The organism is Massilia sp. TWR1-2-2, assembly GCF_049897565.1.
Classification (GTDB): Bacteria; Pseudomonadota; Gammaproteobacteria; order Burkholderiales; family Burkholderiaceae_D; genus JAFCUW01.
In genome coordinates this window covers 1-11,983 of sequence record NZ_JAFCWM010000063.1, presented here as the reverse complement: position 1 = coordinate 11,983, position 11,983 = coordinate 1, and the positions used below count along the sequence as shown (strand labels likewise).

The 11,983-nt window shown below is 60.8% G+C and carries 14 protein-coding genes; 7 read left to right on the top strand and 7 right to left on the bottom strand.

Annotated elements, in window-relative coordinates:
* Nucleotides 1-222: transposase (locus ACP7DD_RS25980; RefSeq protein WP_426178230.1), on the top strand; the 222-nt coding region annotated here is incomplete at its 5' end.
* A 521-nt stretch (nucleotides 223-743) separates the two neighbouring features.
* Here the strand turns inward: ACP7DD_RS25980 and ACP7DD_RS25975 are convergent.
* The 3 genes from ACP7DD_RS25975 to ACP7DD_RS25965 form a co-directional block, all read right to left on the bottom strand.
* Nucleotides 744-914, bottom strand: a complete 171-nt coding sequence (locus ACP7DD_RS25975) for a hypothetical protein (protein WP_426178228.1) — start codon at nucleotides 912-914, stop codon at nucleotides 744-746.
* A gap of 138 nt (nucleotides 915-1,052) precedes the next feature.
* Nucleotides 1,053-1,802, bottom strand: a complete 750-nt coding sequence (locus ACP7DD_RS25970) for an SDR family oxidoreductase (protein WP_426178226.1) — start codon at nucleotides 1,800-1,802, stop codon at nucleotides 1,053-1,055.
* A gap of 43 nt (nucleotides 1,803-1,845) precedes the next feature.
* A complete protein-coding gene (locus ACP7DD_RS25965; RefSeq protein WP_426178224.1) occupies nucleotides 1,846-2,781 on the bottom strand; it encodes a LysR family transcriptional regulator in 936 nt (311 codons plus the stop codon).
* A gap of 119 nt (nucleotides 2,782-2,900) precedes the next feature.
* Between ACP7DD_RS25965 and ACP7DD_RS25960 the strand changes: the two genes are divergently transcribed.
* The 5 genes from ACP7DD_RS25960 to ACP7DD_RS25940 all read left to right on the top strand — a co-directional run bounded on the left by ACP7DD_RS25960 (nucleotide 2,901) and on the right by ACP7DD_RS25940 (nucleotide 7,026).
* Entirely contained in the window at nucleotides 2,901-3,863 is a 963-nt protein-coding gene (locus tag ACP7DD_RS25960) for a tripartite tricarboxylate transporter substrate binding protein (protein WP_426178222.1), read from the top strand.
* A 23-nt stretch (nucleotides 3,864-3,886) separates the two neighbouring features.
* Nucleotides 3,887-5,293: a 3-isopropylmalate dehydratase large subunit gene (gene leuC / locus ACP7DD_RS25955; RefSeq protein WP_426178220.1), complete on the top strand. Its 1,407-nt coding sequence runs from the start codon at nucleotides 3,887-3,889 to the stop codon at nucleotides 5,291-5,293.
* On the top strand, nucleotides 5,286-5,912 hold the full coding sequence (leuD, locus tag ACP7DD_RS25950) for a 3-isopropylmalate dehydratase small subunit (protein ID WP_426178219.1): 627 nt from the start codon (nucleotides 5,286-5,288) through the stop codon (nucleotides 5,910-5,912). The genes leuC and leuD overlap by 8 nt, the downstream gene beginning before the upstream one ends.
* Before the next feature lie 44 nt (nucleotides 5,913-5,956).
* Nucleotides 5,957-6,253 carry a hypothetical protein gene (locus ACP7DD_RS25945; RefSeq protein WP_426178217.1) on the top strand — a complete coding sequence of 99 codons (297 nt, stop codon included), beginning with the start codon at nucleotides 5,957-5,959 and terminating at the stop codon, nucleotides 6,251-6,253.
* Between the two features lie 152 nt (nucleotides 6,254-6,405).
* A complete protein-coding gene (locus ACP7DD_RS25940; protein ID WP_426178216.1) occupies nucleotides 6,406-7,026 on the top strand; it encodes an OmpW/AlkL family protein in 621 nt (206 codons plus the stop codon).
* Between the two features lie 69 nt (nucleotides 7,027-7,095).
* On the opposite strand, the gene yghU is transcribed toward ACP7DD_RS25940, so the two are convergent.
* Entirely contained in the window at nucleotides 7,096-7,932 is an 837-nt protein-coding gene (gene yghU / locus ACP7DD_RS25935) for a glutathione-dependent disulfide-bond oxidoreductase (protein WP_426178214.1), read from the bottom strand.
* A 167-nt stretch (nucleotides 7,933-8,099) separates the two neighbouring features.
* Between yghU and ACP7DD_RS25930 the strand changes: the two genes are divergently transcribed.
* Nucleotides 8,100-8,420: a DMT family transporter gene (locus ACP7DD_RS25930; protein WP_426178212.1), complete on the top strand. Its 321-nt coding sequence runs from the start codon at nucleotides 8,100-8,102 to the stop codon at nucleotides 8,418-8,420.
* Between the two features lie 13 nt (nucleotides 8,421-8,433).
* Here ACP7DD_RS25930 and ACP7DD_RS25925 read toward each other — a convergent pair whose 3' ends face one another.
* The 3 genes from ACP7DD_RS25925 to ACP7DD_RS25915 form a co-directional block, all read right to left on the bottom strand.
* Complete coding sequence (locus ACP7DD_RS25925; RefSeq protein ID WP_426178211.1) at nucleotides 8,434-10,575, bottom strand: putative bifunctional diguanylate cyclase/phosphodiesterase; 2,142 nt, start codon at nucleotides 10,573-10,575, stop codon at nucleotides 8,434-8,436.
* Nucleotides 10,576-10,788: 213 nt separating this feature from the next.
* Nucleotides 10,789-11,142, bottom strand: a complete 354-nt coding sequence (locus ACP7DD_RS25920; protein WP_426178209.1) for a hypothetical protein — start codon at nucleotides 11,140-11,142, stop codon at nucleotides 10,789-10,791.
* 268 nt (nucleotides 11,143-11,410) lie between these two features.
* Nucleotides 11,411-11,836 carry a hypothetical protein gene (locus ACP7DD_RS25915; protein ID WP_426178207.1) on the bottom strand — a complete coding sequence of 142 codons (426 nt, stop codon included), beginning with the start codon at nucleotides 11,834-11,836 and terminating at the stop codon, nucleotides 11,411-11,413.
* Between the last annotated feature and the right edge of the window lie 147 nt (nucleotides 11,837-11,983).

Here is an 11,983-nt window from a genome sequence, read left to right as displayed (position 1 = left end):
TGGCTCAACGTCTTGCTGGGTAACCTGAAAACAGCCTTGTCCGGAACTCATCACGCGTTTAAATTTGCGAAGTACGCCCGGCGCTATCTCGCCGAGGTCCAATACCGCTTCAATCGCCGGGCTGATATGGCCGCCATGGTCCCGCGACTGGCAGTCGCCATGGCACAGACGAGACCGTGTCCAAAATGGATGGTGCTGGGAAAGGCTGAGGCAAGAACATAATCAGGCGAAGGGTTATTATCTGGACTAGATCTCCCTCAACTACTTTAATTTCATCCATGGCGACTTTTTCGTCCCATGCTGCGTAAATTACTTCAGATTTTGGTCGACTAGCCCGACCATAACGTTCACTTCCGCCGGCCTTGTGTATTAACTTATAAACATTCTCGATTCGCTTGCCACTGTCCAATTTTTGGGCGCGAAACCAGACGTTTTTATAATTTTCAAATGTTTGGGGAGCGTGATACCCACGTGTAAAATTGGCAAGTAATTCCGCCAATACCTCTTCACCGGCTCTATTTTCACGCGCATCATTGATCTCGGATCGAAGCTTAACTAATTCTGCTAACTCATGGGGCGGAGTCTGAGGTGTAAACATAGCGAACCTTCCAGAGTTGTTAAGAAAATATGTTACTTCTAAGCAAGTCATAACCGGACTTAAATTAGAGTTGATATTTTATAATCGTGGCATATTGACCCGCAGCATGCGCCTGAATTGACCGGAATTATTACAAGTAATCAGATCACAAAAAAGTGAACGTGCCAGAGTCATATACGCTGCCGCGTGCTTCATCCGCTTGTATTACGCGCCCTAGCGCCATGAGCGAGGCAACGATACCGTCAATCCGTTTCTCATCGCTGGCACTACCCAAACAGAACTGGCACTGGCCGCCAAATATCTTCAAATCGGTCATGAATTCTCCATGTTAAGTTTCGTCTCGTAAAGAGGGTGTCGATACAGACAACTACGATACGAGATATGTACCGCGGCGGTATTAAAAATGGTCAAGTCAACAAGGGGAGCCATGCCGTCGAGCACGACGATGATGCGTTCAGCGGCCGCCCGACACGTCGATGAACGTCCCGGTGCTGTACGAAGCGTCATTCGATATCAGCCATATCGCCGCCTTGGCCACTTCGACCGGCTCGCCGCCGCGTTCCATCGGCACAAACGACTTGAGTCGGTCGATGCGGCCTGGTTCACCCCCGCTCGCGTGCATCTCGGTATCGATCAGGCCGGGGCGCACGCCGTTGACGCGGATCCCTTCATTGGCGACCTCTTTGGACAGCCCGATCGTGAGCGCGTCCATTGCCGCCTTGGAGGCAGCGTAATCGACATATTCGCCGGCGGAGCCGAGTACCGCGGCACGCGACGAGATATTCACGATGCTGCCGCCGGCGCCGCCGTGCTTGGTCGACATGCGGAGCACCGCTTCGCGCGCGCACATGAAACTGCCGGTGACGTTGGTGGCCATGATGCGGTTGATCCGCGCTGCATCCATCTGCTCGACGCGCATCTGGCGCGACAGGATGCCGGCATTGTTGATGAGCGCATCGAGCCTGCCGAAGCGCTCGTCCACCAGCGCGAACATGCGTACGACCTCAGTCTCGTCGGATACGTCGGCCTCGATTGCGAGCGCGGTGCCGCCGGCATCTTCAATGGCGGCGACCACGTTCAACGCTGCGGTGGCGTCGGTTCTGTAATTGACGCAGACTTTGTAGCCGCGCTGGGCGGCGAGCAGCGAGCAGGCCGCGCCGATGCCGCGCCCACCGCCGGTAATCAGAATTACTTTTTCCATCATGCCATTTCCATTGGTGTCAGCGAGGGCGAAGCGAACGGACAGATTACCAGAACAGCTCGTCATCTGGACGCGCCAGCTTGGCATCGCTCCGATGCTCGGCAAACGCCTCCAGCATGAAGTTCACCATCGCGCGGGTGCGCGCCTGCAAGTGCGCCTTGGTCGCGAACAGTAGATAGATGTCGGCCGGCGGCGCCGACCAATCCCCGAGAATCCGGCACAGCCGGCCCGTTCGCAGATACGGCGCGACGTCCCATTCCGACCGCAGCACGATGCCATGGCCGTCGAGCGCCCACGCCACCGCGCCGTCGCCGTCGTTGGTGCTCAATGGCCCGCGCACCTTCACCGTTTCCTGCCGCGTGCCGGAGCGGAAATGCCAGCTGCCGTAAGTCTCATCGCTCTCGCGCAGTACGATGCAGCTGTGATCGTGCAAGTCGCGCGGCGTGGCCGGCACGCCGCGCTTCTTGATGTAGGCGGGCGACGCGCACAGGAAGCGGCGATTGTCGGCCAGCTTGCGCGCGGTGATCCTGGCATCGGGCTGTTCGCCAAAGCGGATGCCGATGTCGAATGCCTGCTCGACCAGGTTGGCGGGGCGCTCGCTCAGATGCAGCTGCACCTCGACTTCAGGATACTGCAGCGCGAAACGCGACAACTGCGGCGTGATGTGGCGCCGTCCAAACCCGAGCGTGGCATTAATCCGCAGCAGGCCTTGCGGCACCACGCTGCCGCCGGCGAGCTTGCGCTCCAGGGAATCGAGGTCGGCGGTGATACGCTCGCCTTCGGCCAGGTACATTTCGCCTTCAGGTGTCAGGCTCATGCGGCGGGTGGTGCGGTTCAGCAGCCGCACCCGCAGGCGCTCTTCGAGTCCGGCAAGACGCTTGCTGACGGCGGGCGGGGTGATGCCGATCTGCTGCGCGGCCGCGGCCAGGCTGCCGCGCCGTACGACAAGGGCAAAAAACGCGAGGTCCGAAAGTATGTCCATTCGTTACCTTTCCGACCGAATGAATTGCTAATAACTGCATTATAGCGTGGCGATTTTCGAATATGATCGACACACTGGCGTCAAAAGCCCGACCTATAAAACGACAATTGGAGACGACAATGAAACTGAACCTGGGCGTACTTGCCGCTGCTATCTTAATGTCCGCAAACGTCAGCGCCGCAGATGTGTATCCCTCGCGCCCTGTCAGACTCATCGTGCCGTACGCGCCGGGCGGCAGCGCCGACATCGTCGCGCGCCGCATTTCCGATGAATGGGCGAAGGCCTTGGGCGGCAGCATCTTTGTCGAAAACAAGGGCGGCGCCGGCGGCAACCTCGGCGTCGATGCGGTGGCGAAGTCAGCGCCCGACGGCTACACGATCGGCTTGCAGACGGTGTCGCTGGCAATCAATCCCGCGCTGTTTGCCAAGATGCCGTACGACACGCTGAAAGACCTGGCGCCGATCGGCATGATCGCGTCGTCGCAGCACGTGCTGGTCGTCAATCCGAAGCTGCCGGCCAAGAATACGCAGGAGCTCCTTGCCTTGCTGAAGGCGAATCCGACGAAGCACAGCTACGGCTCGGCCGGCGCCGGCAGCACCTTCCATATGTCGGCCGAACTGTTCAAGACGGTGGCCAAGGTCGAGATCCTGCACGTCCCGTACAAGGGCGGCGGGCCCGCGCTGCTCGACACGATGGCCGGCATGGTCGACATGAGTTTCCCCGTGTTGTCGGCCGCCGTGCCGCACGTAAAGGGTGAGAAGCTGCGCGCCATCGGCGTGACCGGCACCAAGCGCTCGCCGCTGCTGCCAAATGTGCCGACGCTGGCCGAATCGGGCGTGCCTGGCTACGCGTTCGACACGTGGTTCATCGCGTTTGCGCCGGCAAATATGCCGAAGCCAATGATCGACAAACTCAACGCAGCACTGAATACCGCGCTCAATTCGCCGGAACTCAAAGCGAAGCTGATCAATGACGGCTTCGATCCGACACCATCGTCGCCGGCGGAAGCCCAGGCGCGCGTCGCCAAGGAACTGGTCACCTGGAACAAGCTGATCAAGGAACGCGGCATCACCGGCGAGTAATCGACACATAACGGGGAACAACAATGCATCGCACGCTATACAGAAAGCTGGTCGACTCGCACACGGTGGCCACCATCGACGACCAGCACATCCTGCTGTACGCGGACTTTCACATCATGAACGAGTACACCAGCCCGCAGGCGTTCACCGGGCTGAAGGACAAGGGACGGCCGGTGCTGCGACCCAGCCAGCACATGGCGGTGGTGTCGCACATCATTCCTTCTGATCCGGACCGTGTCGGCGAGCGCGTGATCAACGATCCGTCGTCGTCGCTGCTGGCAATTAATTTGCGGCGCAACTGCGAGCAGTTTGGCATCCGGCTGTTCGACACCAATGACCCGGACCAGGGGATCGAACACATCATCGCTCCGGAACGCGGCTATGTGCGGCCAGGCATGGTGATCATGTGCGGCGACAGCCATACGACCACCTACGGCGCCTTGGGTGCGCTCGGGTTTGGCATTGGCACGTCGGAAGTCGAGCACGTGCTGGCGACCCAGACGCTGGTGTATCGCATCGCCGGCTCGATGCGGATCCGGATCGACGGCGCGCTGCCGCCGGGCGTGTCGGTGAAGGACCTGACCTTGTTCGTCATCGCCTCGATCGGCGCCCAGGGTGCCCGTGGTTTCGCGGTTGAATTTTGCGGCAAAACGATCGACGCGTTGTCGGTCGAGGCGCGCATGACCTTGTGCAATATGGCGGTGGAGGCCGGCGCCCGCGCGGCGCTGATTGCGCCGGACGAGACCACGCGCCAGTACATCGCCGAGCACGTTGCGTCGCCTGTCGACGCAGAGCGCGGCGGCGTGCCGCAGGCGGATTGGGATGACCTGTGTTCCGACGACGGCGCCGAGTTCGACGTCGAGCACAGCTTGCTCGCAAGCGACGTGGCGCCTTTTGTCACCTGGGGCACGAGTCCCGATCAGGGCATACCGATCACCGGGTTGATTCCATCCGCCGGCGACGGGGACTCTACCTCCCGCGCTCTCAACTACATGGGCCTGAAGGGCGGCGCCTCGCTGTGCGGCACGCCGATCGACCGCGTGTTCATCGGCTCCTGCACCAACAGCCGCATCGAAGACTTGCGCGCGGCGGCAGCCATCGTCGGCAACAACAAGGTGGCCGCCGGCGTGCGCGCAATGGTTGTGCCCGGTTCTGGTGCGGTGCGCCGGCAGGCGGAAGAGGAGGGGCTGGCCAAGGTGTTCATCGATGCCGGCTTCGAATGGCGCCAGCCAGGCTGCTCGATGTGCCTGGCCATGAACAACGACATCCTCGAGCCCGGTGAGCGCTGTGCGTCGACAACCAACCGCAACTTTGAAGGCCGCCAGGGTCGCGAAGGCCGTACCCACCTGATGAGTCCGCAAATGGCGGCCGCCGCCGCGATCGTCGGCGCCATCTGCGACGTCCGCAACTTTGGAGAACAACATGGTTGAAACTGCTAACAGGATTGCTGGTGTCGCCGCGGCGATTCCAATCGATAACCTCGACACCGACCAGATCATGCCGAAGCAGTTCCTCCGGATCATCGGCAAGGCGGGGCTGGCGAAGGGCGTGCTGTACGATTTGCGCTTCGATGGCAATGGCGATCCGCGGCCCGATTTTGTGCTGAACCGCCCAGGCTACGAAAAGCCGGCAATCCTGATCGGCGGCGCCAATTTCGGCTGCGGCTCGAGCCGGGAACATGCCGTCTGGGGACTCCTGCAGCTAGGAGTGCAGGCGGTCATCGCGTCCAGTTTCGGCGAGATATTTTTCGGCAATGCCTTCAATAACCGGCTGCTGCTGATTACGCTCGACCAGGTGTTGGTCGACGCGCTCGCTGTCGAGGTCGCCACCGATCCGGCGCACCAGTTACAGATTGATCTTGAGAGCATGCAGGTACATTCGCCATCAGGCCGGGCCTTTGCGTTCACCATTGGCGAACGTAACCGTAGGATGATCATCGAGGGACTCGACATGATCGGCTTGACGCTGAAGCATCATGCCGCCATCGAACAGTTCGAGGCGCGGCATTTTGCCGCCGCGCCGTGGATGCGCGTACTCAATCAAGGGTAGCGCGCACAATTGACAGCGGCCCTGCGCCGCAGGATGATCGGTACATGGAATCGAGGGACGCGGAGCTCGAAAAATATGCCGAAGAAGTGCGCGCAGAGTTGCGCGCCATCGACGGTCGACTGACCAGGATAGAGACCCGACTTGATGCAACAGCCACAAAATCGGATGTGGCCGATCTGGGTTCCAGCATGGTCAAGTGGATCGTTGGGACGGTTTCTGGCCTGGGAATTGCCACCATCACGATCATGACCTTCGTTCTCAACAACGCAGCGCCAAGTGGCCCGGCGTCGTCGCCGGCGCCGATCAGCATTACCGTACCCCTTCAGACACCACAGCGTTAACAGGATCAGTCGATATCTGCAGAGCGTGCCGTGTGCGCTGCATTTCAACGTGATACAGTTTTCCGCCATACCGTCAATTTTTTGACATACATCAACGATTTTGTTGTGCTTGATCAATAAACTTCCTCTCATACTAACGAAGAGGAAAAGTAATGTTCAAGCGTTCAATGATTGCAGTAACGATGAGTTTGCTCGGTGTGTTCGGCGCAACGGCGCAGGCGCAGGCGCAAGAAGGCCCATGGCTGGTGCGCGCCCGCGCCACGCACCTGTCGCCGGCCGACAAATCGGCGCCACTGGGCGGCATCGGCGCAGCCAACCGGATCGCCGTGTCCGACAAGACCATCGCCGAAGTCGATATCAGCTATTTCTTCACGCCGAACCTGGCCGCTGAACTGGTGCTGACCTATCCACAGAAGCACGACGTCCTGCTCGATGGCGCCGTGATTGGCAGCTTCAAGCACTTGCCGCCGACCTTGCTGGCCCAATACCACTTCGATCCCATCGGCCAATTCAAGCCGTACGTCGGCGCGGGCGTCAACTACACGCGCATTTCCAGCGCGCACCTGCTGAACGGCGCGGGCGGGCTGGAAAACCATAGCTTCGGGCTGGCCGTGCAGGCTGGCGTCGACTTCAAGCTCGACAAGAACTGGTCGCTGAACCTGGACATCAAGCGCGTCAACATCCGCAGCGACGTCAAGGTCGCCGGCGCTGTCGTCAGCCAGGTGAAAGTCGATCCTACCCTGTTGTCGCTCGGCGTGGGCTACCGGTTCTAATCGCCACGGCCTGCGCGGACCCCAATGAAAAATCGCCACGCACATTGAGTGTGCGTGGCAATTTTCACGTCAATCCAGATCGGCCGCATCGTGCCGTTCCGCCAGCTGTTCATCCGGATTGCCGAACACGCGGTTGACCTTGCGCCCGCGGATGACGGCAGGGCGCGCGTTGATTTCGTCAGCCCAGCGCAAGACGTTCTTGTATTCGTGCACCGACAGAAATTCCGCGGCTTCGTACAACTTACCCAGCACCATCCCGCCATACCACGGCCAGATCGCCATGTCGGCAATCGTGTACTCGTCGCCGGCGACGAAACGGTTGGTCGCCAGCTGACGGTCGAGCACGTCGAGCTGGCGTTTCGTTTCCATCGCGTAGCGGTTGATCGGGTATTCATATTTTTCCGGCGCGTACGCATAAAAGTGGCCGAAGCCGCCACCGACGAACGGCGCCGAACCCATCTGCCAGAACAGCCAGTTCATCGTCTCGGTGCGCGCCACGATTTCCTTCGGCAGGAAAGCGTCGAATTTTTCAGCCAGGTAGACCAGGATCGAGCCCGATTCGAACACGCGCAATGGCTTCGAACCGCTGTGATCGACCATCGCCGGAATCTTCGAATTCGGATTGATGTCGACAAAACCGCTCGAAAACTGCGCTCCTTCGTCAATGCGCACCAGCCAGGCATCGTATTCGGCGCCGGCGTGGCCAAGCGCGAGCAGCTCTTCGAGCATGATCGTCACCTTCACGCCGTTCGGCGTGGCCAGCGAATACAGCTGCAGCGGATGCTTGCCGACAGGGAGCGCCTTGTCGTGCGTGGCGCCGGCAACAGGGCGGTTGATATTGGCGAACTTGCCTCCCGAGGCGGCCGGCGCCCACACTGTCGGCGGCACGTAGGTGGAATCAGTCATTGAAGCTCCTTGCATTTGAGATCAACAATCATACCTCGCCAGTCCGGCATGCGCTGGCGGCAGCCAATTGCGCGGGCGGGCTATAATTGCGCTGTAAGTGGAAGAACGACTTCCCCCATTTCGGGCGCGAATGTCCGGGACGGCCCGGCTCTTTAAAAGGAGCCTTCATGGCCTGGATCATGTTGGTAACCGCCGGATTGTTTGAAGTCGTATGGGCGTTTTCAATGAAGCAATCGGAAGGCTTTACAAAACTTGTCCCCACCGTCGTCACGATCGTCGGCATGCTGATCAGCTTTGCCTTGCTGGCGCTGTCGATGCGAACGCTGCCGCTCGGCACCGCCTACACCATCTGGACCGGCATCGGTGCCGTCGGCGCCTTCATCGCCGGCATCGTCTTCCTCGGCGAGCAGTGGAACCTGACGCGCGCCTGCGCCGCCTTGTTGATCCTCTCCGGCCTCATCCTGATGAAACTGTCGTCGTCGCATTAGCCCGAACGCGCCGTCAGCCCGGGTGCCGGCCCATCGGCGGCGCCCGCAGGTGCGCCGTCGCGTACTGCATGAAGCCTTCCGCCGGCAGTCCTGGCCGGTACAGAAAACCCTGGTAGGCATCGCAGCCGGCGTCGTGCAGGAAATCGCGCTGGCCGATGCATTCGACGCCTTCAGCCAGCACTTCCAGTCCCAGGCTCTCGCCAAGCGCGATGATCGAGCGCACGATCGAGGCGTCGCTGCGGCTGGTCAGCACATCGCGCATGAAGGTGGTGTCGATCTTTAGCTGGTCGAGCGGCAGCTTGCGCAGGTAAGACAGCGACGAGTAGCCGGTGCCGAAGTCGTCGAGCGCGAACATCACGCCGAGCGCTTTGAGGTGCTCCATCTTTTCGGCCGTGCTGACGACGTCGGTCACCAGCAGGCTTTCGGTCAGCTCGAGCTTGACGCGGTGCGGGTCGGCGCCGGTGGCGGCGAAGATGGCCTCGGTGTCGGTGACGAAATCAGCTTCGAGAAACTGCAGCGCGCTGATGTTGATCGACAGCGTCAGGTGCTGCGTGGCCGGGCAGCGCGACCAGTGCGCCAGCTGCTTGCAGGCCGTGGCCAGCACCCAATGGCCGATTTCGACGATCTGCCCGCTCGCTTCGGCCGCGTGAATGAAGTCGCCCGGCAGGATCATGCGCCCGTCCTTGCACTGCCAGCGGATCAGAGCCTCGGCGCCGATCACCGCGCCGTCCGACCCCACCTGCGGCTGGTAGTACAGCACGAACTCGTCGTCGGCCAGCGCGGTGCGCAGCGACAGCTGCAGGTTCAGCTGCGCGGCCATCGATTCCTGCATCACCGGGTCGAAAAAACGGTAAGTCTTGCGGCCGGCCGATTTGGCCTGGTACATCGCCGCGTCGGCTTTCATCAGCACCGATTCGACCGTCTCGTTCGAGCCGGAGAACAAGGTGATGCCGATGCTGGCGGAGATCGACTCGGAGTCGCCGGCCAGCCGCACGGGAGCGGCCATCAGTTCGAGGATGGTGCTGGCGACTTTTTCGGCACGCCGCGCGCCGCCGAGGAAGGTCTCGTCCTCAGCCGGCAGCAGCACGACGAACTCGTCGCCGCCCAGCCGCGCCACCATGTCGGTGGCGCGCACGCTGCGTTCGAGCCGGCGCGCCACCGCCTGCAGCAGGCAGTCGCCGGCGGCGTGGCCGCGTGTGTCGTTGATCGACTTGAAGTTGTCGAGGTCGCAGAACATCAGCGCGCCAATGCGGTTGTTGCGCGCGCTGCCGAGCAGCGCGTGGTGCAGCGTGTCGAGAAAGCGGGCGCGATTCGGCAGGTCGGTCAGCGGATCGAAATACGCCATGCGGTGCACGCGCGCCTCAGCGTTTTTGCGTTCGCTGATATCGGAGCTGATCACCAGGATCTTCGCCGACGTGCCGGCGTCGGCATCGGCCGGCACCAGTGTCCAGCGCATCGCGGTATGCACGGTGGTGTCGTCGTGCAGCGCCAAACTCATTTCACCCCGCCATTCGCCTTCCACCATCACCGCGTGATGGGCCTTGCGGTAGCCGGAGACCGGCATGGCAAACAGGTCGGCATAGCGGCAGCCGATGGCCTGCTGCGGCGCGACGCCGAACAAGCCTTCGGCGCCCTTGTTCCAGAAGATGACGGTGCCGGCCAGGTTCATGACGAAGATCGCGTCGCTCGCCTTGTCGAGCATCGATGCGTGCTCGCGGATGGTCGCATCGGCGTTCTTGGCGCTGGTGTAGTCGGCCAGGAAACCTTCCAGCGCGACGACCGCGCCGCTGTCGTCGACCACGCCGGCGCCTTGTTCCCAGATCCACTTGGTCGCGCCCTTCGAGGTCAGGATCCGGTACGACACCTGGTACGGTTTGCCCTCGGCGATGGCCGCCTCGAGCTGCGCGGCCACCGCCACGCGGTCTTGCGGCTCGATGATGCTGGCGTAGGTGAGCTTCGACGGCGGGCGGAACGCGTCGGGCGGATAGCCGGTGAGCGCCTCGATGCCGGCGCTGGCAAACTCCATCGTCGAATGCGCATCGTTGAGGCAGCGGTATACCGCGCCGGGCAGGTTCGACAGCAGCATGTCGAGCGACAGCGCGCCCCAGCCGGGCTGCTGGGGTGGATGCGAAAGAGAGGTGCGGCGCTTGGTCATCGGTGGCCGTTTCTTGTGGCAGCCTTCGCGGTCTTTGGCTTGGATTCGCGGTACGGATGAGTCCGTAACCGTGTAGCTAATATACGCAAAACTCGCGCGAATGTCGCGTCTCGCGTGAATCGCGCCGCCACTATCGACCTTGAATACAAACACTCGGCTACAAGCTCGATTTTTGGCTTCCTTTGTACTCACTTGACCACGCCGGCGGCGGCCCTACACCATGTCGATGATGCGGGTATCTGGAATTGAGAGGGCAAAACCGGCGACAAACGCGGTGGCCGGGGTCTGGAAGCCAAACTTGAACTGACCTGCCACTACCAGGCGCAGCGCTTCAACGGCAACGAGCGGCGTGTATGAATAACCGTTAACGGTATTAATGCGCGCGCGCCACAGTGCCATCAATGCCAGTTGCTTCCGCCACAGCGCTGGCGCGGTTGGCAACGCGTTCTTCCAGCGACGGACCTTCAGGCGTGGCGGCGACACCTTCCGGCAGGACGTCGAACATGCGATATTCGGAATCCCGGTCGACTTCCAGGCGGTGACCAGGTCGCCAAACGACAACGGCACGCGCTAGAATTATCGGCGTCCCTTCGCCGACAGAACTATGAAAGCGCGTCACAGTTCAGCCGTGAATATGCGCGCATGTTCGGCATGCCCCCGGGTGCGCGATGTGGCTCGCCGGTCGTTCCTCTTACACTCTCGCCAGGCAAGGCCGCTGAAAAGAAATATCTCAATCCCCCTATGGAATTTCTTGAGGCTAGCGCAAACCCGTGATGAACTTAGGGAACCTAAAAAAAGTAGACCGGGCGGCGCTGCGCCCGGTCCAAAGCGCCGGTTATGCCAGCGCGGGGAACCGCGCGAATATCGACGGGTAAAGGTCTTTCAGCATCTCTAACACGATGGCGCCAACGTCCATAGCTGTCGCGTCGCCGCCGCGTTTAGCGAGGTCCGCAGCGTCTATCCTGCGAACTGTCACGCGGCGCGAAATCCGCTTATCACTGCCCCTTTCGACCATCTCTAGCGCTTCCGCTACCGGGTCTAGGCTAAGCATCAAATGCGTGGGCATTAGCGCTTTGTCGTCTACAACCGCCCTGCCGTGGTTAATTATTTGCGTTGCTGGTGTTATCGGTCCGACCGGGTAACGGCCCATTACTTCGGGTGAGCTATATTTCATCATCATCAGCGTTAATAACCCGATTAGGCGGCGCGTATAGGCCTGGCCTTCCCGGTCCAAGTCCTCCAAATACGAATAGCTGAGCATCGTTTCGACTTGCTCGCCGGGGCCGGGTCCAATCCACCCAAGTTAGCATTTAATGTGCAGTTAGATGGTTTATTTTCAACGTAGACACAAAAACACTTGACATCAATTTAGAAGCGCGGCCTGCAGTGTGAATTTTTGATTCTACTG